At 69.4% G+C, this 22,120-nt stretch carries 16 protein-coding genes and 1 rRNA gene; 2 read left to right on the forward strand and 15 right to left on the reverse strand.

Annotated elements, in window-relative coordinates:
- Window positions 1-170: 170 nt before the first annotated feature.
- From ACGH48_RS12170 to otsA, 14 genes are all read right to left on the reverse strand, one after another.
- Window positions 171-1,692 (reverse strand): 16S ribosomal RNA (locus ACGH48_RS12170).
- A 461-nt stretch (window positions 1,693-2,153) separates the two neighbouring features.
- Window positions 2,154-2,924, reverse strand: coding sequence for a fumarylacetoacetate hydrolase family protein (locus tag ACGH48_RS12175; RefSeq protein WP_111085932.1), 771 nt, complete (start codon window positions 2,922-2,924; stop codon window positions 2,154-2,156).
- 30 nt (window positions 2,925-2,954) lie between these two features.
- The gene (locus ACGH48_RS12180) at window positions 2,955-4,064 is read right to left on the reverse strand and encodes a branched-chain amino acid aminotransferase (protein WP_396288800.1); all 1,110 of its coding nucleotides are present in this window, start codon (window positions 4,062-4,064) and stop codon (window positions 2,955-2,957) included.
- Window positions 4,065-4,079: 15 nt separating this feature from the next.
- On the reverse strand, window positions 4,080-5,150 hold the full coding sequence (locus tag ACGH48_RS12185) for a 3-isopropylmalate dehydrogenase (protein ID WP_396288801.1): 1,071 nt from the start codon (window positions 5,148-5,150) through the stop codon (window positions 4,080-4,082).
- Window positions 5,150-6,739, reverse strand: coding sequence for a phosphoglycerate dehydrogenase (gene serA / locus ACGH48_RS12190; protein ID WP_396288802.1), 1,590 nt, complete (start codon window positions 6,737-6,739; stop codon window positions 5,150-5,152). The genes ACGH48_RS12185 and serA overlap by 1 nt, the downstream gene beginning before the upstream one ends.
- A 78-nt stretch (window positions 6,740-6,817) precedes the next feature.
- On the reverse strand, window positions 6,818-7,198 hold the full coding sequence (locus ACGH48_RS12195) for a hypothetical protein (protein ID WP_123313668.1): 381 nt from the start codon (window positions 7,196-7,198) through the stop codon (window positions 6,818-6,820).
- The gene (locus ACGH48_RS12200) at window positions 7,195-7,659 is read right to left on the reverse strand and encodes a hypothetical protein (RefSeq protein WP_111085937.1); all 465 of its coding nucleotides are present in this window, start codon (window positions 7,657-7,659) and stop codon (window positions 7,195-7,197) included. Before ACGH48_RS12200 ends, ACGH48_RS12195 begins: the two co-directional genes overlap by 4 nt.
- A 61-nt stretch (window positions 7,660-7,720) precedes the next feature.
- Entirely contained in the window at window positions 7,721-8,911 is a 1,191-nt protein-coding gene (locus tag ACGH48_RS12205; RefSeq protein ID WP_123313669.1) for a mannitol-1-phosphate 5-dehydrogenase, read from the reverse strand.
- A gap of 212 nt (window positions 8,912-9,123) precedes the next feature.
- On the reverse strand, window positions 9,124-10,149 hold the full coding sequence (ilvC, locus tag ACGH48_RS12210) for a ketol-acid reductoisomerase (RefSeq protein WP_123313670.1): 1,026 nt from the start codon (window positions 10,147-10,149) through the stop codon (window positions 9,124-9,126).
- Between the two features lie 51 nt (window positions 10,150-10,200).
- The gene (gene ilvN, locus ACGH48_RS12215; protein WP_022907763.1) at window positions 10,201-10,701 is read right to left on the reverse strand and encodes an acetolactate synthase small subunit; all 501 of its coding nucleotides are present in this window, start codon (window positions 10,699-10,701) and stop codon (window positions 10,201-10,203) included.
- Window positions 10,698-12,521: an acetolactate synthase large subunit gene (locus tag ACGH48_RS12220; RefSeq protein ID WP_396288803.1), complete on the reverse strand. Its 1,824-nt coding sequence runs from the start codon at window positions 12,519-12,521 to the stop codon at window positions 10,698-10,700. The genes ilvN and ACGH48_RS12220 overlap by 4 nt, the downstream gene beginning before the upstream one ends.
- Window positions 12,522-12,568: 47 nt before the next feature.
- Complete coding sequence (gene ilvD / locus ACGH48_RS12225) at window positions 12,569-14,263, reverse strand: dihydroxy-acid dehydratase (protein WP_123292267.1); 1,695 nt, start codon at window positions 14,261-14,263, stop codon at window positions 12,569-12,571.
- A gap of 92 nt (window positions 14,264-14,355) precedes the next feature.
- Window positions 14,356-15,153, reverse strand: a complete 798-nt coding sequence (otsB, locus tag ACGH48_RS12230) for a trehalose-phosphatase (RefSeq protein WP_340196421.1) — start codon at window positions 15,151-15,153, stop codon at window positions 14,356-14,358.
- On the reverse strand, window positions 15,146-16,738 hold the full coding sequence (gene otsA, locus ACGH48_RS12235) for an alpha,alpha-trehalose-phosphate synthase (UDP-forming) (protein WP_396288804.1): 1,593 nt from the start codon (window positions 16,736-16,738) through the stop codon (window positions 15,146-15,148). The genes otsB and otsA overlap by 8 nt, the downstream gene beginning before the upstream one ends.
- A 135-nt stretch (window positions 16,739-16,873) precedes the next feature.
- On the opposite strand from otsA, the gene ACGH48_RS12240 reads away from it, so the two are divergent.
- A complete protein-coding gene (locus ACGH48_RS12240; protein WP_396288806.1) occupies window positions 16,874-19,486 on the forward strand; it encodes a hypothetical protein in 2,613 nt (870 codons plus the stop codon).
- Between the two features lie 62 nt (window positions 19,487-19,548).
- On the forward strand, window positions 19,549-20,517 hold the full coding sequence (locus tag ACGH48_RS12245) for a magnesium transporter CorA family protein (RefSeq protein ID WP_396288807.1): 969 nt from the start codon (window positions 19,549-19,551) through the stop codon (window positions 20,515-20,517).
- 369 nt (window positions 20,518-20,886) lie between these two features.
- Here the strand turns inward: ACGH48_RS12245 and ACGH48_RS12250 are convergent, their stop codons facing one another.
- Window positions 20,887-22,038 (reverse strand): SLC13 family permease, encoded by a 1,152-nt coding sequence (locus tag ACGH48_RS12250; RefSeq protein WP_396288808.1) that lies wholly within the window; start codon window positions 22,036-22,038, stop codon window positions 20,887-20,889.
- Window positions 22,039-22,120 lie beyond the last annotated feature (82 nt).

The following is a 22,120-nucleotide window of genomic DNA, read 5'->3' on the forward strand; positions in this document are numbered from 1 at the left end:
AGCCAGCCCGTGCGACACCAACCCGTTCCAACCCCGCAAGCGGAGCGTACTGAGGCCAGCACCATCGGTACCAGCTGCACTGTCAATGTTCCACCCATGAGCTACCCGTCGGACACGTTCGGTCCGAATCAGGCGCCTGGACACCACACGTGGTGCCAGATGCTCCTTAGAAAGGAGGTGATCCAGCCGCACCTTCCGGTACGGCTACCTTGTTACGACTTAGTCCTAATCACCGATCCCACCTTCGACGGCTCCTTCCACAAGGGTTAGGCCACCGGCTTCGGGTGTTACCGACTTTCATGACTTGACGGGCGGTGTGTACAAGGCCCGGGAACGTATTCACCGCAGCGTTGCTGATCTGCGATTACTAGCGACTCCGACTTCATGAGGTCGAGTTGCAGACCTCAATCCGAACTGAGACCGGCTTTTTGGGATTCGCTCCACCTTACGGTATCGCAGCCCTTTGTACCGGCCATTGTAGCATGCGTGAAGCCCAAGACATAAGGGGCATGATGATTTGACGTCATCCCCACCTTCCTCCGAGTTGACCCCGGCAGTCTCCTATGAGTCCCCGGCATAACCCGCTGGCAACATAGAACGAGGGTTGCGCTCGTTGCGGGACTTAACCCAACATCTCACGACACGAGCTGACGACAACCATGCACCACCTGTACACCGACCACAAGGGGGCGACCATCTCTGGCCGTTTCCGGTGTATGTCAAGCCTTGGTAAGGTTCTTCGCGTTGCATCGAATTAATCCGCATGCTCCGCCGCTTGTGCGGGCCCCCGTCAATTCCTTTGAGTTTTAGCCTTGCGGCCGTACTCCCCAGGCGGGGCGCTTAATGCGTTAGCTACGACACAGAAACCGTGGAAAGGTCCCTACATCTAGCGCCCAACGTTTACGGCATGGACTACCAGGGTATCTAATCCTGTTCGCTCCCCATGCTTTCGCTCCTCAGCGTCAGTTACGGCCCAGAGATCTGCCTTCGCCATCGGTGTTCCTCCTGATATCTGCGCATTCCACCGCTACACCAGGAATTCCAATCTCCCCTACCGCACTCTAGTCTGCCCGTACCCACTGCAAGCCCGAGGTTGAGCCTCGGGATTTCACAGCAGACGCGACAAACCGCCTACGAGCTCTTTACGCCCAATAATTCCGGACAACGCTTGCACCCTACGTATTACCGCGGCTGCTGGCACGTAGTTAGCCGGTGCTTTTTCTGCAGGTACCGTCACTTTCGCTTCTTCCCTACTAAAAGAGGTTTACAACCCGAAGGCCGTCATCCCTCACGCGGCGTTGCTGCATCAGGCTTTCGCCCATTGTGCAATATTCCCCACTGCTGCCTCCCGTAGGAGTCTGGGCCGTGTCTCAGTCCCAGTGTGGCCGGTCACCCTCTCAGGCCGGCTACCCGTCGTCGCCTTGGTGAGCCATTACCTCACCAACAAGCTGATAGGCCGCGAGTCCATCCCCAACCAAAAAATCTTTCCACCACCAGACCATGCGGCCAGTGATCATATCCAGTATTAGACGTCGTTTCCAACGCTTATCCCAGAGTCAGGGGCAGGTTACTCACGTGTTACTCACCCGTTCGCCACTAATCCACCCAGCAAGCTGGGCATCATCGTTCGACTTGCATGTGTTAAGCACGCCGCCAGCGTTCGTCCTGAGCCAGGATCAAACTCTCCGTAAAAAAATACAGACCCAACACCCGAAAGGTGCCAGACCGAGTTGATTCTGACTGTTGACTGTCTACTGACAATCTTCAATCCAAAAGGAATTGCCTCAAACCCAACCAACCCGAAGGAAGGCCAGGCACGAGGTCAATCAATAAATTGGCATTGACAATGTGCACGCTGTTGAGTTCTCAAGGACCAGACGCACCCCCCACTCGACACCCGAAGATGCTCCGCCAGAGAGGCTATGAAATCCGCTACCCGGGGAAGAACCGTGGCGGACAAGATCTCCAGGTGAACCCAGGGACCGTCTCAGCCGTTCCGTTCTCCGCCGCCGTGGCAACGAGTGATTACTTTACGCAGGGGCGGACGGCTGCGCCAAGCCAGGCGGCATCCCGGGCGTGTCGCCCTGATCGACCCGCGGACGCGGAACGGCCCGCTCCCCAGAGGGAACGGGCCGTTGCCGTGACGAGCCGGGTCAGTGGCGAGCGATCACGGGGTTCTTGAGTGTGCCGATGCCGGAGATCGTCACCTCGACGACCTCGCCGTCGCGGATCTGACCGACGCCCGCCGGGGTACCGGTCAGGATGACGTCTCCGGGCAGCAGGGTCCAGATCGACGACACGAACTCGACCAGCGACGGGATGTCGTGGACCATCTCGTTCGTCGAGCCCGCCTGACGCAGGTCGCCGTCCACCCGGGTCTCGATGCGGATGTCCGACGGGTCGATCTCGGTCTCGATGACCGGGCCGAGCGGGCAGAACGTGTCGAACCCCTTCGACCGCGTCCACTGGCCGTCGCGGGCCTGCAGGTCGCGGGCCGTCACGTCGTTCGCGATCGTGTACCCGAGGACGACGCTCGCGAAGTCCTCGCGCCGGACGTTCTTGGCGAGCGAACCGATCACGATGGCGAGTTCGCCCTCGTGGTCGACGCGACCGATGTCGGCCGGCAGCCGGATGGGCTCGTCGGGCCCGATCACCGAGGTGTTCGGCTTGAGGAACACCACCGGGTCGTCGCCGGCGCGCTCGTCCATCTCCGAGGCGTGCTCGAGGTAGTTGAGCCCCACCCCGATGACCTTCGACCGCGGGATGACTGGGGCGAGGAGCTTGGCGTCGGCGAGTGCGACGCGCTCCCCCGTGGTCTCGAACCCCTGGTACATGGGGTCTCCGGCGAGCACCACCAGGTGCCGTTCGTCGAGGATGCCGTACCGGGGGTCTTCACCCTTGCTGCTGAACCGTGCGATCTTCACCGTTCGACCCTACCCACGCCCGAGCGTCGATCAGGACGCGTCGGTCAGCTTCGTCATCCACCCGTGCGGGTCGGGACGACGGCCGTACTGGATGTCGGTGAGCTCGTCGCGCAGGGACATGGTGAGTTCCCCGGCGCCCTCGGTCGGCGAGCCGATCGTGAAGCCCTCGCCACGGAGTTCCGCGATCGGGGTCACGACGGCGGCCGTCCCGCACGCGAACGCCTCGGTGATGGAGCCGTCGGCCACACCGTCGCGCCATTCGTCGAGGGTCACGCGGCGCTTCTCGACCGTGAGGCCGCGGTCCTCCGCCAGCTGCAGGATCGAGTCGCGCGTGATGCCCTCGAGGATGGAGTCGGAGTCGGGCGTGACGAGCGTTCCGTCGGACCGCACGAGCACGACGTTCATGCCGCCCAGCTCTTCGAGGTACTTGCCCTCGACCGAGTCGAGGAACATGACCTGCTGGCACCCGTGCTCGTACGCCTCTTGCTGGGGCAGCAGCGACGACGCGTAGTTGCCGCCCGTCTTGGCGGCACCGGTCCCGCCCTTGCCCGCGCGGGCGTACTGGGTGGACAGCCAGATCGAGACCGGCTTCGGGCCGGAGGTGAAGTACGCCCCTGCCGGGCTGGCGATGCAGTGGTAGGCCACCGCCTGGGCCGCCCGCACCCCCAGGAACGACTCGGTCGCGATCATGAAGGGCCGCAGGTACAGGCTCGTCTCGGGCGCGGACGGCACCCAGTCGACGTCGGCCTGCACGAGCTGCCGGATCGACTCGACGAACGCCTCGACCGGCAGTTCCGGCAGCGCCAGCCGGCGGGCAGACCGCTGGAACCGGCGAGCGTTGGCGTCCGGGCGGAACGACCACACCGAGCCGTCCGCGTGCCGGTACGCCTTGAGCCCCTCGAAGATCTCCTGCGCGTAGTGCAGCACGCTGGCGCTCGGGTCGAGCATGAGCGGCCCGTACGGGTGGATCGAGGCGCCGTGCCAGCCGTCATCGAGCGTCCACTCGACGGTGGCCATGTGGTCCGTGAAGTGCTTGCCGAAGCCCGGGTCGGCGAGGATCTCCTCGCGCTCGGCTGCGGCGCGACGGTCCGCGGACGGGGTGGTGGCGAACTCGAGTCCGAAGGCGGTGTCGGTGCTCATGGGGAGGGCTCCTTCTCAGGCGGTGGTGGTGCGTGCCGTGGCCGCGGCGGCGATGGCGTCGCCGATCTCGGCCGTGCGACGCTGCGTGGTGCCCCGGTCTGCCAGGTCCGCCTCGACGGCCCGCGTCACCGCCGTCGCGAGGTCGCTGCGGCCGATGTGGTCGAGCAACAGGGCGACGGAGAGGATGGCGGCCGTCGGATCGGCCTTCTGCTGACCCGCGATGTCCGGCGCGGAGCCGTGGACCGGCTCGAACATGCTGGGGAAGGTGCCGTCCGGGTTGATGTTGCCCGAGGCCGCCAGACCGATGCCGCCGCTGATCGCGCCGGCCAGGTCGGTGATGATGTCGCCGAAGAGGTTGTCGGTGACGATGACGTCGAACCTAGCAGGTTCCCTCACCATGTGGATCGTCACCGCGTCGACGTGCTGGTAGTCCACCGTGACGTCCGGGAACTCCGCACCGACGGCCGCGACCGTGCGCTGCCACAGGGCGCCAGCGTGCACCAGGACGTTGCTCTTGTGCACGAGCGTCAGGTGCTTCCGTGCCCGACGGTCCGCCAGGTCGAAGGCGTACCGCACGACCCGCTCGACACCGAACGCGGTGTTCAGCGAGACCTCGGTCGCGATCTCCTGCGGAGCCCCCGTCCGGATCGCACCGCCGTTGCCGACGTACGGCCCCTCGGTGCCCTCGCGCACGACGACGAAGTCGACCGCGCCCGGTGCGGCGAGCGGCGTCGCGACGGCGTCGTACACCTTGGTCGGCCGCAGGTTGACGTAGTGGTCGAACGCGAAGCGCAGCTTCAGCAGGAGTCCACGCTCGATGATCCCACCGGCCAGGCGGGGGTCGCGGGGGTCCCCACCGACCGCGCCGAGCAGGATCGCGTCGTGCGATGCGATGGCGGACATGTCGTCCTCGGTGAGGATCTCACCCGTCTCGAGGTACCGCGTCGCGCCGAGGGAGAACGTGGTCTCCTCGATGACGAGGTCGTCCGGGGTCACGGCGTGCAGGACCTTGAGCGCCTCGTCGACGACCTCTGGTCCGATGCCGTCCCCGCGGATCACCGCGAGCTTGAGCGTCCGGACGTCCATCAGAGCGTGATGTCGATCTCGCGGAGCGAGGAGGCGTCGATGGCCCGGCCGACGTGCTCGAGGATCTCGGCGGGCACCGGGGAGTCGACGGTCAGGACGCTGAGCGCCTGTCCGCCGGCGGCTTCGCGCGAGATCTGCATCGCCGCGATGTTGATGCCGGCCTCGCCGAACTCCTTGCCGTAGACCGCGACGATGCCGGGGCGGTCGACGTACTCCATGACGACGTGGTGCCGGTCGAGCGGGACCTCGACGTCGTGGCCGTTGATCTCGACGAGCTTCTCGACCTGCTTCGGACCGGTGAGCGTGCCGGAGACGCTGATCGCCGGGCCGTCGGACTGGGCGCCGCGGATCGTGAGCACGTTGCGGTACTCGGGGCTGTCGGTCTCGGTGATGAGCCGCACGGTGACGCCGCGCTGCTCCGCGATGAGCGGGGCGTTGACGTACGACACCTGGTCGCTGACGACGTCGGTGAAGACGCCCTTGAGCGCTGCGAGCTTGAGCACGCTGACGTCGTACTCGGCGAGCTCGCCGTGGACCTCGACGTCGATGCTCGTCACGGGCGAGGTGGCGAGGGCCGTGAAGACCTGACCGAGCTTCTCGACCAGCGGGATGCCCGGACGGACGTACGGGTCGATGACGCCACCGGCGACGTTGACCGCGTCCGGCACGAGCTCGCCGCCGAGCGCGAGGCGCACCGACTTCGCGACCGAGACGCCGGCCTTCTCCTGCGCTTCGTCGGTCGAGGCGCCGAGGTGCGGCGTGACGACGACGTTGGGCAGCGAGACGAGCGGGGAGTCCTTCGGCGGCTCCGACACGAAGACGTCGAGGCCGGCGCCCGCGATGGTGTTCGCGGTCAGCGCGCGGTGCAGGGCGTCCTCGTCGATCAGACCGCCGCGGGCGACGTTGACGACGAACGCCGTCGGCTTCATGAGCGCGAACTGGTCGTCCGAGATCATGCCGAGGGTCTCGGGGGTGCGCGGCATGTGGATCGTGACGAAGTCGGCACGCCGCAGCAGGTCGTCGAGGGAGACGAGCTCGACCCCGAGCTGCTGGGCGCGAGCCGTCGTGACGTAGGGGTCGTAGGCGATGACCTGGACGCCGAAGGCCTGCAGGCGCTGCGTGATGAGCGCGCCGATGCGGCCGAGACCGATGATCCCGACGGTCTTCTCGTAGAGCTCGACACCCGTGTAGGACGAGCGCTTCCAGGCGCCGGCGGCCAGCGACGCGTGCGCGGCCGGGATGTGGCGGGCGAGCGACAGGATGTGCCCGACGGTGAGCTCGGCGGCGGAGATGATGTTCGACGTCGGCGCGTTCACCACCATCACACCGGCGGTGGTCGCCGCCTTGATGTCGACGTTGTCCAGGCCGACACCGGCACGGGCGACGACCTTGAGGTTCGGGGCCGCGGCGATCGCCTCGGCATCGACCTTGGTGGCGGAACGCACCAGCACGGCATCCGCGTCGGCGAGGGCCGACAGGAGCGCGGGCCGTTCGGTGCCGTCCACGTTCCGGATCTCGAAGTCGGGCCCGAGGGCGTCGACCGTGGCGGGCGAGAGTTCTTCGGCGATCAGGACGACCGGCTTCGACACAGCTGCTGTTTCCTCACGAGAGACGGTTGGTATCCCACCATGCTATCGACGTGCGCGGTCCGTTACGACCGCGCTCGTCTAGAACTGCAGCAGGCTCGGCACGAACAGCTGCAGGTCGAGCCACAGCGCGCCGGCCGCCGCGAAGGCGAGGACGAACACGGCGACGGTCACGGTCAGCCGCGCACGACGCGTGATCACCAGGGCGGCCACGAACGCGACGGGGGCGATCAGGATGTCCAGGACCAGCCACAGCCAGGGCGTGCTCGCCTGCAGCGATTCCCCGCCCGAGGTCGTCGCGAGGAAGGCGTTGAACTCGTCCACCCGCTGCGAGATCTGCGTGAGGTTCCCCACCGCCTGCACCGTCATGTAGGCGAACAGCACCGCGAACACGACCCAGACGGCGACGCGGCCGACGATCGGGCCGGGCGACCGGCGTGCGGCCGGCGTCGCGGCGGTCACCCGAAGCTCCGCGTCAGCAGGAACGGCCACGGGAACAGCACGACGGCACCGAGCAGCATCCAGAGCAGTCGCGTCCGGGTCCGGCTGCCCCGGGCGGCCCACAGCACGACCGTGAACCACAGCGCCGGCGCGAGGATGGCGAGGAACCGGAGCACCTCGACGAAGACCGTCAGGACGGTGTCGACACCCGAGACGTACGACGTGGACGCCGTCAGCAGCCAGGCGACGGTGTAGAGCAGGTAGAGCCCACCGAACACGCCGAACCCGACGAGTGCGCCGGAGGTCTCCGGTGCCTCGGGGTCGCGGTCGCCACGGTCCTTGACGGCGACCGGGTTGTGCGCGGCGTCGACGTGGGTGGCGTCGTCGGCGTCACCCCAGCTGAGCGCCTCGTCGTCGTGGTCGACGGCGTTCGTCACGTCCGGGTCGACCGACCCGTCGGGTGGGGATGCTGCCGTGTTCATGCCTCGATCCTACGAGGGACCAGCGCTCGGGGAGACCACGGGTTCCCGGTGGGACGACCGCTCAGGCGTCGGCGGGCTGCGTCTGGAGCACCTCGGCGACGACCTCGCGCACGGCGGGGAACAGCGGGTGGCTCTCCATCAGCCCGGTGAGGATCTCGGTGAGCGCGTGCGCCGTCGCGCCGGAGCGGAGCAGCGCGTGCAGCTCGATCGACTCCGGGTCGTTCTCGTCATCGAACGCGAGCGCGACGCGGACGGCACCGAGCAGGTGACCGACGGGCAGGCCGCGTTCGGCGAGCTGCGCGGCCGGACCGACGAACCGCTCGCGCCGACCGAGCTTGCGGAGCGGGTTCCGTCCGACGCGCACGGTGGTGTCGGGCAGGTGCGGGTTCGCGATGCGCGAGAGGTTCGCCGCGACGTAGCGCGCGTGCTCCTCCGGGTCGAAGCCGTGCTTCGCCACGAGCAGCGCGGTGGTCTCGGCGAGGACGCCGTCGACCTCGGCACGGACGGCGTCGTCCTCGAGGGCTTCGCGGATCAGCCGGATGCCGCGGACGTAGCCGTGGTAGGCGGCCGTCGCGTGCGCGGTGTTGACCGTGTAGAGCTTGCGCTCGACGAAGGGCTGCAGGTCGTCGACCCACGTGACGCCCTCGATCGTCGGGGGTTCGGCGTCGGAGCCGAGGAACGGCGTGCGCTCGATGACCCACTCGTAGAAGGGCTCGAGGACGACGTCGAGGCCACCGGACTGGCCGAGCACGCCGGACTGGTCGGGGACGATGCGGTCGATCGCGCAGTTCGCGAAGACGGCGGCGATGTCGCGGTCCTCGAGCACCGGCGCACGACGGATGCTCGCGTGCAGGGAGTCGGTGGCGTTGAACGCGTTCTCGCACGCCACGACCGTCACGTCGCCACGCTCGAGCGGCCGGGCCGCGAGCCCCTCGGCGATGAGCGGCGCGACGAGCGGGAGCGTGCGGGCGCCGACGGCGGTCGTCACGACGTCCGCCTCGGCGATGGCCTGGACCACGCGGTCGCGGTCGGTCTTGCTGCTGAGCGCCCGGAAGCCGTAGACGAGGTGCTCGACCGGCATCTCGCCGACCTCGTGCACCACGAAGCGTCCGGCTTCGTTCAACGCGGACACCACACGGTCGTCGACGTCGACGAAGGTGAGCTCGTAGCCGCTCGCCACGAGGAACTGGCCCACGAACCCGCGCCCGATCTTGCCGGCGCCGATGTGGACCGCTCGTTTCGTCACCGCCATCCGATGATCATCCCATGCTGGTCGGTCCGCCCCTGACCGCACGTGCGGATCACGGCCGACGGCTGTCGCGCATCGTCCGGGCGCACGCCGAAGGGACGCCGGTCCACGGCGTCGGGGCTGGAGAAGAGCTGCTGCATAACGTTCGGGTCACGTCGCGAGGCGGCGGTGCAAGGGCTGCACCGCCGCCTCGTCATCGAGTGTTCCTCGGAAGACTACCGCGCTGCGGAGCCGTCCACGTAGTCGCCGTCGTTCTGCTTCCACGCGAAGAGCGCGCGCAGCTCGCGGCCGGTCGCCTCGATCGGGTGGCCCTCGCCCTTGGCGCGGAGCGCCTTGAACTCGGGGGCACCGGCGTCCTGGTCGTCGATGAAGCGCTTCGCGAAGGCACCGTTCTGGATGTCCGCGAGCACCGCCTTCATGTTCTCCTTGACGTCGGGCGAGATCACGCGCGGGCCGGAGACGTAGTCACCGAACTCGGCGGTGTCGGAGATCGACCAGCGCTGCTTGGTGAGGCCGCCCTCCCAGATCAGGTCGACGATCAACTTGAGCTCGTGCAGGACCTCGAAGTACGCGATCTGCGGCTGGTAGCCCGCCTCGACGAGGGTCTCGAAGCCGTACTGGATGAGCTGCGAGGTGCCACCGCACAGGACGGCCTGCTCGCCGAACAGGTCGGTCTCGGTCTCCTCGGTGAAGGTCGTCTTGATGCCGCCGGAGCGCAGACCGCCGATGGCCTTGGAGTACGACCACGCGAGGTCCCAGGCGGAACCCGACGCGTCGACCTCGACGGCGACGATGACGGGGACGCCGCGGCCGGCCTCGTACTCGCGACGGACGGTGTGACCCGGGCCCTTCGGGGCGACGAGCGACACGTCGACGCCCTCGGGGGCCTCGATGTAGCCGAAGCGGATGTTGAAGCCGTGGCCGAAGACGAGGGTCGCGCCCGGCTTGAGGTTCGGGCGGATGTCCTCGGCGTAGACGATGCGCTGGACCTGGTCCGGCGCGAGGATGACGACGACGTCGGCCCAGGCGGTGACGTCGGCCGGGGTGAGGACCTCGAAACCGGCCTCTTCGGCCTTCTGGCGGCTCTTCGAGCCCTCCTTGAGGCCGATCTTGACCTCGACACCCGAGTCACGGAGGTTGAGGGCGTGGGCGTGGCCCTGCGAGCCGTAGCCGATGACGGCGACCTTCTTGCCCTGGATGAGCGTCAGGTCGGCGTCGGCGTCGTACACGATGTCAGTCACGAGGGTGTGTCTCCTTGGTTCTGGTGGTCTGTGGGGGTGGCGGACCGCTGGTCAGCGCACCCGGTCGGTGATGCTCTTCGGTCCGCGTCCCATGCCGAGCAGGCCCGCGCGGGCCAGCTCCTTGATGCCGTAGGGCTCGAGGACGCGGAGGATCGCCTGGATCTTGCCGGGGTCTCCGGTCACCTCGACGATGAGCGAGTCGTTCGCGACGTCGACGACCTGTGCGCGGAACAGGTTCACTGCCTCGAGCACGGCCGACCGCGTCTGGTTGTCGACGCGGACCTTCACGAGCATGTGCTCGCGCTGGACGGACTGCGAGAAGTCCAGTTCGACGATCTTGATGACGTTGACGAGCTTGTTGAGCTGCTTCGTCACCTGCTCGAGCGGGAGGTCCTCGACGTCGACGACGACGGTGATCCGGCTGAGGCCGTCGACCTCGGTGTTGCCGACGGCGAGCGACTCGATGTTGAACCCGCGGCGGGCGAACAGTCCGGCGACGCGGGTCAGCAGACCGGGCTTGTCCTCGACGAGGAGGGACAGGACGTGGCTCATGCGGTTTCCCCCGTCATGTCGGCGTCCTCGTCGTCCCAGGTGGGTGCGAGGGCCTGGGCGTACTCGATGGACGAGTTGCTGACTCCCTGCGGGACCATCGGCCACACCATCGAGTCACGGCTCACGACGAAGTCGATCACCACGGGGCGGTCGTTCGTCTCGAGCGCGAGCTGGATGGCCGCGTCGACCTCGTCCGCCTTCTCGACGCGGATGCCGAGGGCGCCGTACGCGTCGGCCAGCTTCACGAAGTCGGGCACGCGGCGCGAGTCGTGGCCGGTCTCGAGGTCGGTGAACGAGTGGCGGCCGTCGTAGAACAGCGTCTGCCACTGCCGCACCATGCCGAGCGACGAGTTGTTGATGATCGCGACCTTGATCGGGATGTCGTTGATGACGCAGGTCGCGAGTTCCTGGTTCGTCATCTGGAAGCAGCCGTCGCCGTCGATCGCCCAGACCACACGGTCCGGCTCGGCGACCTTCGCACCCATCGCCGCGGGGACGGAGTAGCCCATCGTGCCCGCGCCGCCGGAGTTCAGCCACGCGTTCGGGCGCTCGTACTTGATGAACTGCGCCGACCACATCTGGTGCTGCCCGACACCGGAGGCGTAGACCGCCTCGGGACCGGAGAGCTCGCCGATGCGCTTGATGATGGCCTGCGGGGCGAGCAGACCGTCGGTCGGCTCCGCGTACCCGAGCGGGAAGTCGACCTTGAGCTGGTGGAGCTTCGCCCACCAGTCGGCCGTCGAGGCGCGGTCGTCGACGGCGATGCCGCCCCAGGCGTCGAGCAGGTCGACCAGGACCTCCTTCGCGTCGCCCACGATCGGGACGTCGGCGAAGCGGATCTTCGAGATCTCGGCGGGGTCGATGTCGACGTGGACGACCTTGGCGTTCGGCGCGAACTCGTCGGCCTTGCCGGTCACGCGGTCGTCGAACCGGGCGCCGAGCGCGATGATGAGGTCGCTGTCCTGCAGCCCGAGCACCGCCGGGACGGTGCCGTGCATGCCGGGCATGCCGAGGTGCTGCGGGTGCGAGTCGGGGAAGGCCCCTCGTGCCATCAGCGTCGTCACGACGGGTGCACCCGTCGCCTCGGCGAAGCGGAGGAGCTCGCCGGTCGCGCGGGAGCGGATGACGCCACCACCGACGTAGAGCACCGGGCGCTCGGCCTCGGCCAGGAGCTGCGCGGCCGCGGTGATCTGCTTGCCGTGCGCCTTGGTGACCGGCCGGTAGCCCGGCAGGTCGATCTTGGGCGGCCAGACGTAGGGCGCCGACTTCTGCTGGGCGTCCTTCGTGATGTCCACCAGCACGGGGCCGGGGCGACCGGTCGTCGCGATGAGGTGCGCCGCGGCCAGGGTCGCGGGCACGTCGGCCGGGTCGGTGACCAGGAACGAGTGCTTCGTGATCGGCATCGTGATGCCGACGATGTCGGCTTCCTGGAACGCGTCGGTCCCCATCAGCGTCGAGAACACCTGGCCGGTGATCGCGATGAACGGCACCGAGTCCATGTAGGCGTCGGCGATCGCCGTGACGAGGTTCGTCGCGCCGGGGCCCGACGTCGCGATGGCGACGCCGACCTTGCCGGACGCCGAGGCGTAGCCCTCGGCGGCGTGGCCGGCGCCCTGCTCGTGGCGGACGAGGATGTGGCGGATCGTCTTCGACGCCATGAGCTCGTCGTAGAACGGGATGATCGCACCGCCGGGCAGGCCGAAGACGTCGGTGATCCCGAGGTGCTCGAGCGTCCGGAGGACGGCTCCCGAGCCGGTCAGGATCTCCGGCGACCGGCGTGCACCGGCGGCCGCGGACAGCGGAGTTGCTTCCGTGGGCATGAGGTGGTCCTTGCCTGGAGAGGTGGCGATGGTGCGTGTGTCGAACGCTAGCCCGTGACCGCGCCCTGGGCGGCGGACTTCACGAGCTTGGCGTACTTCGCGAGGACTCCGCGGGTGTAGCGCGGGGGCAGCGGGGCCCAGCCGTCACGGCGGGCCTCCAGCTCGGTCGGGTCGACCAGTAGGTCGAGCGAGCGAGCCGCGATGTCGACACGGATGCGGTCGCCATCGCGCACGAAGGCAACTGGACCTGCGTCCACTGCCTCGGGTGCGATGTGGCCGATGCACAGGCCGGTTGTGCCGCCTGAGAATCGTCCGTCGGTCAAGAGTAGTACATCCTTGCCGAGGCCCGCGCCCTTGATGGCCGCGGTGATGGCGAGCATCTCGCGCATGCCCGGGCCGCCCTTGGGGCCCTCGTAGCGGATGACGACGACGTCGCCCTTCTGGATCTTCCCCTCGGTGAGGGCGTCCATCGCGGCGCGCTCGCGGTCGAAGACCCGTGCGGGGCCCTCGAACACCTCGGCGTCGAAGCCCGCGGTCTTCACCACGGCACCCTCGGGGGCGAAGGTCCCCTGCAGGACCGTCAGGCCGCCGGTCTCGTGGATCGGGTTGTCGAGCGTGCGGAAGACCTCGCCGTCCAGCGCCGGCGGGTCGATCTCAGCCAGGTTCTCGGCGACGGTCTTGCCCGTCACGGTGAGGCAGTCGCCGTGCAGCAGGCCGGCGTCGAGCAGCGCCTTCATGATCACCGGGATGCCGCCGTTGCGGTCCACGTCGACCATGACGTACTTGCCGAAGGGCTTCATGTCGGCCAGGTGCGGGACCTTCGAACCGATGCGGTTGAAGTCGTCCAGCGAGAGCTCGACCTCGGCCTCGTAGGCGATGGCGAGCAGGTGCAGGATGACGTTCGTCGAACCACCGAGCGCCATCGCGACGGCGATCGCGTTCTCGAAGGCTTCCTTCGTGAGGATCTGGCGAGCGGTGATGCCGTGCTCGAGCATGTTGACGACGGCCTCGCCGGAGCGGTGCGCGTAGTAGTCACGGCGGCGGTCGGCGCTCGGCGGGGCGGCGGAGCCCGGCAGCGACATGCCGAGGGCCTCGGCCACGCTCGCCATGGTGTTGGCCGTGTACATGCCACCGCAGGCGCCCTCACCCGGGACGATGGCACACTCGATCTTCTTCAGCTCTTCCTCGGACATGGTGCCGGCCTTGCAGGCACCGACGCCCTCGAAGGAGTCGATGATCGTGACTTCCTTCATCGTGCCGTCGGCCTGCTTCACGTAGCCCGGCATGACCGAGCCCGCGTAGAGGAACACGCTCGCGAGGTCGAGGCGCGCGGCGGCCATGAGCATGCCCGGCAGGGACTTGTCGCAGCCGGCGAGCAGGACGGTGCCGTCCAGGCGCTCGGCGTTGACGACGGTCTCGACGCTGTCGGCGATGACCTCACGCGAGACGAGCGAGAAGTGCATGCCCTCGTGGCCCATCGAGATGCCGTCCGAGACCGAGATGGTGCCGAACTGCAGCGGGTAGCCACCACCGGAGTGGACGCCTTCCTTGGCGCCCTGCGCGAGGCGGTCGAGCGAGAGGTTGCAGGGCGTGATCTCGTTCCACGAGGACGCGATGCCGATCTGCGGCTTGCTCCAGTCCTCGTCTCCCATACCGACGGCCCGCAGCATGCCACGCGAGGTGGTTGCTTCGATCCCGTCGGTGACGACCCGGCTGCGCGGCTTGACGTCGATATCAGGCATGGAGCGAGTCTAGGACGCTTTGGGATACCAGTTGGACATCAACATGCGTTCGCATGTTCTGGAGTCCGACCGGGAGGCCCGGATCACCCTGGTCAGCGCGTCGCACGCAGGCGAGCGAGCTGCTTCAGGACGCCGGTCAGGGCCGCCGGGTCCGCGATGCGGTACCCGGCACGGGTCTCCCCCGGACCCACCTTGACGCCGACGTCACCGTCGCCGAGCACGCGGAAGCCGTCCTCGTCGGTGACGTCGTCACCGGCGAAGAACACCGCGTCGGCACCGTGGAGCTCGCGCAGCCGCGCGATGGCGTCGCCCTTGGTGACGTGCCGGACGGCGAACTCGACGATGTCCTTGCCGCCGCGTTCGAGCACGTCGGGGTCGGCCTCGTGCGCCGCTCGGCTCGCATCGGCGTTCGCCTGCGCGGCGACCTCGGCGCTCACCCGACGGGTGTGCACGCCGTGGCCGGCCGGCTTGTGCTCGATGACCACGCCCGGGTGGCGGGCGCCGACCTCGTCGAGCGCCGCACCGATCCGTGCGACCCGTGCGACCTCGTCGTCGGTGAGGGCCGCCTCGTCGTGGCCGTCCACGCGCCACTCGACGCCGTGCGACCCGACGAGCGCCATGTCCTGCGGCGCGTGCGACACGGCCGCGAGGCTGCCGAGCGGACGGCCCGAGACGAGCACCACCTCGGTGTCCTTCGCGCGGTGCAGCGTGAGGACCGCGGCCCAGGACCCCGGCAGGGCGCCGACCTGCGACGGCTCGTCGGCGAAGGGCGCGAGCGTACCGTCGAAGTCGAGGGCGACGATCACGCGCCCGGCGCGGGCCAGCGCGTCCAGCGCGGCGTCGAGCCCTGGAGCCGCCGTCTCGTCGACGTGCGTGGTGTGCTCAGTCATCACGTGCCTCCCGGGTGTCCTCGGCAGCCCTGGCGGACTGCGCGTCCTGGTCGAAGATCGACATGTTGTCGGTCTGCGCCTCACGGTGTCGGTCCGCCGGGTCGACGGCGGACGGGTCGAGCTGGGCGTTCCGCGGGGCGTGACGGTCGAGCGCCTCGAGGAACGAGCGCGACCAGCGCGCGACGTCGTTGTCCCGGACCCGCTTGCGGAGCGCACGCATCCGCGTGGAGCGCTCGCGGCGCGGCATCTCGATCGCGCGCTCGATACTGTCCTTCAACGCGCCGATGTCGTGCGGGTTGACGATGACGGCCTGCTTCAGTTCGTCGGCGGCACCGGCGAACTCGGACAGGATGAGCACCCCGTCGCTGTCGAACCGCGCTGCGACGTACTCCTTGGCGACGAGGTTCATGCCGTCCCGCAGCGCGGTGACGAGCATGATGTCGGCCGCCAGGTAGAGCGCCACCATCTCCTCGCGCGGGTAGCCGTGGTGCAGGTACGAGATCGGCTGGTGGCCGATGACCCCGAGGTCGCCGTTGATGCGGCCGACGCTCAGCTCGATCTCGTCGCGGAGCGTGGCGTAGGTGTCGACGCGCTCGCGGCTCGGGCTGGCGACCTGGATGAGGGCGGCGTCCTCGACCTTGATGCGGCCGTCCTCGACGAGTTCGCCGAAGGCCTTGATCCGGTGCCGGATGCCCTTGGTGTAGTCGAGGCGGTCGACCCCGAGCAGCACCGTCTTCGGGTTGCCGAGGCTCTCGCGGATCTCGCGGGCACGCTCCTGCACCTCGGGTCGGCGGGCGATCGCCTCGAAGCTCTCGGCGTCGATCGAGATCGGGAAGTGGCGGGCCTCGACGTGGCGGACCGTGATGCCCTTGCGGCTGCGCGGGGCGTCCGGGTCGTCGACGGGCACGTCGATCGTCTGCCCCTTCGTCGTGTAGCCCTTGATGTGGCGGACCGCGCGGAGGAAGTCGCTTGCGTCGTCGTGGCGCTGGAAGCCGATGACGTCGGCGCCGAGCAGGCCGTCGAGGATCTGCGCGCGCCACGGCAGCTGGGCGTAGATGCCGACGGGCGGGAACGGGATGTGGTTGAAGAACCCGATCGTCAGGTCGGGACGCTTGGCACGGAGCAACGCCGGGACGAGCTGCAGCTGGTAGTCCTGCACCCAGACGATGCCGTCCTGCTCGGTGATCTCGGCGATCTGGGTCGCGAAGCGCTCGTTGACCCGCTTGTACGCGTTCCACCAGTCGCGGTGGTAGCTCGGGTGCTCGATGACGTCGTGGTAGAGCGGCCACAGCGTGTCGTTGCTGAAGCCCTCGTAGTACTCCTCGACGTCCTCGTCGGACAGCGGGACCGGCACGATGTGGATGCCCTCGTTGTCGAACGGCTCGACCTCGACCTCGGGCTGGCCGACCCAGCCGACCCAGGCGCCGTCGTTCGCGCGCATCACGGGTTCGAGTGCGGTGACGAGGCCACCCGGCGAGTGCCGCCATCCCTCGTTGCCGTCCTGGTCGACGACACGGTCCACCGGGAGGCGGTTCGAGGCGACGACGAAGGCGTACTTGGTGGACGAAGGAGAAGGTGCAGACACGGGTCGGAATCTACCAGCGCCCGGACAGCGGATTCACGGCGGATCGGCGGTTCCGGTACGCTTCGGGTGCGTGTCGGGGGGACACGGGTGCTGGCGTGCGGCATCGGCCTCCCGGTCGGAGAGGACCCACCAGCCATGAGCGCGAACCCACCGAACCCGCCCGTTCCGCCCCTCCAGCCGGGACAGCCGGGACAGCCGAGCCAGACCGTGCCGGGCGCCGCGCAGCCGTCCGACGCCTTCGGCCGTCTGCTGCGGTCGGTGACCGGCCGCGACTGGCTGGCGTCCGTGCTCGCCGCCGTCGGCGGCTGGGTCGCCGCCTACGTCGTGGCCGCGATCTCGTTGCTCCTCACCGTCGCCGTGCTCGCAGCCGGCGGATCGGGATCCGCTTCCGTCGGATCGGGATCGACCGGCAGCACGCCCGGCCTCGGCTCCGGGAGCACGCCCGACGTCCAGTCGCTGCTCTCCGGGGTCAGCGTCCTGCTCGGCACGCCCGCCCAGCTGGTCGCCCTCGCCGACCTGGGCCGGCTGCACCTGTCCGGCTCGATCGGCTTCCTCGGGTCGGGGTCCGGCGCGCTCGCCGTCGTCCCGGTGCTCGTGCTCGCGGCACAGGTCGTGCTGGCCGTCGTCCTCACCCGCCGGATCCGCACCCGCGACCTCGGGCGCACCCCGATCGTGCTGACCGCCGTCCTGTCCGGGCTGGTCACCACGGTGCTGACCAACGCCGCCGCGGGCATCCTGGCCATCCGGTTCCCCGCCGTCCCGGGCGCGGCCATCGACCCCGTGCACGCGGTCGGCCTCGGCAGCATCCTCGGCGCCTTCGTGATCGGCGCACTCGCCGCGGTGCTCGCACGTCCGTCGGCGCTCCTCGGCCGGAACGTGTTCGCCGGTCGTGTCCTCGGCACCCTTCGCGTCGCGGCGTCCCAGCTCACGGTGCTCGTCGTGCTGGTGACCGTCGTCGTCATCGTCGTCGCCCTGATCGGGCAGCCCTCGTGGGGTGCGGCGCTGCCGGTGCTCGTCGGCAACGTCGCGGTCGCCCTCACCGCCCTCGGGTTCCTCGGCGGCGTCGGGCTGTCCGGCTTCGGCTCGGCCGGGAGCACGGCGTCGGTCTTCGGCGGCGCCGGCGGCTGGACCTGGCTCGTCGTCCTGCTCGTCGTCGTGACCTCGGTCGTCGCGGGCCTCGCGCTCGCCGTCCGCCGCAACGACCGGTTCCGCACCACGCTGGACTGGGTCGTGACCCCGGTCGTGTGGTTCGCCCTGGGGCTGCTGCTCTTCGTGCTCGGCACCGGTCTGGTGTCGTACCAGGCGACGGGCGTCAGCGCGGTCAGCGGCAGTGGTTCGGTCGGGATCGCCCCGTGGACGCCGCTGGTGTTCGCCCTCTGGGGCGGCGCGATCGAGGCCGTGGCACGGTACCTCGCACCCGTGCTGCTCCCCCGCCTCGGCGGTGGCGTCGTGCTGCGGACGTCGCGCCTCGTCGGTGCCGACCCGCGTCCGGCGGCCGCGCCGGTGTTCCCGGCAGCGGGATCGCCGGCCCCCGGCACGTCCCCGGTGGCGGGATCGCCCGCACCCGGCACGTACCCGCCCGCCGGTTCGGCTGCGCCCGGCACGTACCCGCCTGCCGGCTCGGCTGCGCCCGGCACGTACTCGCCTGCCGGTGCGGCTGTTCCGGGGGCGTTCCCGGCCCCGACCGCGGACCCGACCGGCGCGGCGTGGTCGGCGACCCCCGGTGTCGGCCACCCCGGCCAGCCCGCGCAGCCGTTCGTCGGCGGTGGTGCCCCCGCACCCGCTCCGATGTCGCCGCGCGCCAAGAAGATCCTGGTCCGCTCGCTCATCGCCGGCGGCGCCGTGGTCGTCGTCGTCATCGCGGGCGCCGTCACCACCGGGGTGCTCCGCGCCAACGTGTGGGGTCCGGCCCCGACCGTGAAGTCGTACGTGCAGGCCATCGCGAGCGGTGACGCTGACACCGCCGCGCGACTCAGCGAGGTGCCGTCCGACGCCGCCATGCTCGACACCGCGGTGCTGAAGAGCGCGAAGGACCGCCCGTCGGACATCCGCGTCGGCCGCGTGTCGACGAGCGGTGACAGTGCCCTCGCCACCGTCAGCTACACCCAGGACGGGAAGAACCGCTCCGGCCAGGTCAGCCTGCGGCGCACCGGCACCTCGTTCCTGGTGAAGGACGAGTGGCGCGTCACCGAGCCGCTCGCCCAGACCGTCACCCTGACCGCGTCCGAGGTGCTCGAGGGCGCCCCGGTGACGGTCGGCGGCAAGGAGATCGGCGAGATCAGCGACGGCCGGTTCACCTCCCTCGCCTACCCCGGCACGTACGAGGTCGAGGTCGGCGGGACGAAGTACTTCACCGGCGGCACCGAGCAGGTGTCGGTCGGCGCGACGTCCTCCGGGTACGTCGACTTCTCGCCGACCGCGACGAAGGCGCTGCAGCAGGACGCCGAGGAGTACGTGGCCGACCTGATCGACGACTGCGCCACGAAGACCGACCTCAGCGCGCTGAGCGGGTGCCCCTGGTACGGCCCGTACGACGCCGACGGTGCCGTCCGCTACGACGTCACGACGATGCCCGAGGTCGAGGTCGAGGCCTCCGCTTCTGGCACGGTCATGGTGCAGAGCACGAAGGACGGCGTCGTCGAGTACGACTACACCTCGTACTTCGGGGACAAGGAGCACGGCGAGGACAGCTTCGACGTGAACCAGTACCTGAAGGTGGAGGACGGGAAGCTCGTCTCCGCGTACTGACGGACGCACCACGACGGCCGGCCTGGGATCCCCGGGCCGGCCGTCTCACTAGGCTGACGCGCATGGTCAGGACACGGGCGTGGCGGGGCGGCGACGCGACGGAGCAGGACTTCCCGGTCGACCGGATCTCGGACGTCATCGCCGAATCGGGCATCGTCTGGGTCGACTACACCGACCCCACGCACGCCGACCTCGAGCAGGTCGAAGCGGAACTCGGCATCCACGCCCTGGCCGTCGAGGACGCCGTCGAGCACGGCCAGCGCGCCAAGCTCGACCGCTACCGGGACAGCCTGTTCCTGGTCGTCTACGACGTCGGCGGGCTCGGCGACGACGGCGAACTCGTCACGCACGAGGTCAAGGCGTTCGTCACCGAGCACGCCCTCGTCACCATCCACGGCGCCGACGTGGACACCTCGGCGATGGAGCACCGGCTCACGGCGAACGCCGACATCGCCGGCCACGGGGTCCCGTGGCTCGTGTGGGCACTGCTCGACGCCGTCGTCGACCACGCCACCGACACCGTCGAGGACATCGAACGGCGCATCGACGACCTCGAGGACGACCTGTTCGAACGGGGCAACGCCCGCGAGCAGCAGATCCAACGCAGGTCGTTCCGTCTGCGCAAGGCCCTCGGCGTGCTCCGGCGCCTCGTCGTCCCGACCCGCGACAGTGTCGCCTCGCTGCTGCACGGCGACGCGGAGACGATCGCGGACGGCATCCGACCGTACTTCCGCGACGTCGAGGACCACCTGGTGTCGATCTCGGACTCCGTCGAGCAGCTGCGCGACGCGGTCTCGAGCGTCCTGGACACGAACCTCAACCTGTCGTCGAACCGACAGAACACCGTGATGAAGAAGGTGACGAGCTGGGCCGCGATCATCGCCGTGCCCACCGCGATCACGGGCGCCTTCGGCATGAACGTCGCGTTCCCCGGCGAGGGGCACTGGTCCGGTCTGTCCCTGGCCGTCGGTCTCGCCGTGGTCTCGTCGCTGCTGCTCTACGTCTCGTTCAAGCGGCGCGACTGGCTCTGACCGCCCGCAGCCGTCGCACGGTGCGAGGTTGTTCGGCCGGTGCGAGCTCGGTCTGTTGACCGCTGCGGATGAGAAGGAACGGCACCGTGCAGGCTTCGCTGCGCCGTGCACGACTGACCGCACCGTGCGCCACCACGAGCTCGCACCAGGCAGCCGGCACCGCACCGAACGACCGAACACGCACCGTGCGACGCAGTGAACCGTGCGCCACCCAGCGCGCGCACGGTGCGAGGTTGTTCGGCCGGTGCACGACTGACCGCACCGTGCGCCACCACGAGCTCGCACCAGGCAGCCGGCACCGCACCGAACGACCGAACACGCACCGTTCGATCGGCACCCACGGTGCGATCGGTGACCGGCGACCCCGCCTCAGATCGCGAGCGCGAGCACCCCGGCGACCACGGTGAGCGGCGCCGCGACGCACCCGAGCGCCATGTACTTCCCCCACGACAGGTGCACGCCCTCGGCCGACAGCCGTGCGTGCCACAGCAGGGTCGCCAGCGACGCCCACGGTGTCACGAGACACCCGGCGTTCACGCCGATGAGGAGCGCGGCGTACCGCACGGCCTCGTGCCCGGCGGCCGGCTCGAGCACCAGGTACGCGGGCAGGTTGTCGATCGCGTTCGCCGCCACCGCTCCCCCGCCGCCGAGCAGCAGGAGGGGCCCGGTCCCGGTGCCGTCGCCGAGCGCCTGCACGAGCGGGTCGGTGAGCCCCGTGCTGTGCAGGGTCTCGACGACCACGAACAGCCCGGCGGCGAAGAGCAGCGTCGACCACGGCACGCGCGACGGCCGGAGTTCGGTCGGCGACCGGAAGGCCGCGACGACGACGAGCACGAGGGCACCGGCGACGGCCGCGATCCACACCGTCACCCCGGCGGTCAGCGCCACGACGAGCGCGACGAGCACGGCCGACGCCGCCCAGAACGACACCGGGTCGGACGGACGGCGCACCGAGACCGGCGTGTAGCGCCCGAAGAGCTTGCCGCGGAACACCACGAGCAGGACGACGCACGGCACGACGACACCGGCGACCGCCGGCCAGGCCATGAGCCCGGCGAAGGGCAGCGGGCCGCCCAGCCCCATCCGGTCGACGGCGAGCAGGTTCGTCAGGTTCGACACCGGCAGCAGCAGGGACGCGGTGTTCGCGAGCCAGACGGTGGTCAGCGCGAAGGGCATCGGCGGCAGACCCACCCGCCGTGCCAGCGAGATCACGATCGGGGTGAGCAGCACCGCGGTGGTGTCGATGGACAGGAACACGGTGCAGAGCACGGCGAGGACGACGACCGCACCCCACAGCCCGATCGTGCGTCCGCCGCCGACCCGCGCGGCGACGTCGGCGAGTCGGTCGAACACGCCGGCGTCCGCGGCGAGCTCGGCGACGATCGTCAGCCCGAGGACGAACCCGAGGACGGGCAGGACCCGCTCGGCCAGGACCCCGAGGTCGTCGAGCGGCAGCAGCCCGAGGGCGACGCAGACCGCGCCGATGACGAGCAGCACTGCTCCGATGACGGCCTGACGCACGGGCGCTCCTCCACGAGTGCGCCGGGCAGGGTGTCCGGCGGCGCTCCAATGTACTGACCGGTAGCGTTGGGAGCACGACGAC

It is taken from the genome of Curtobacterium pomorum (genome assembly GCF_044497295.1).
In the GTDB taxonomy this organism is placed as follows: domain Bacteria; phylum Actinomycetota; class Actinomycetes; order Actinomycetales; family Microbacteriaceae; genus Curtobacterium.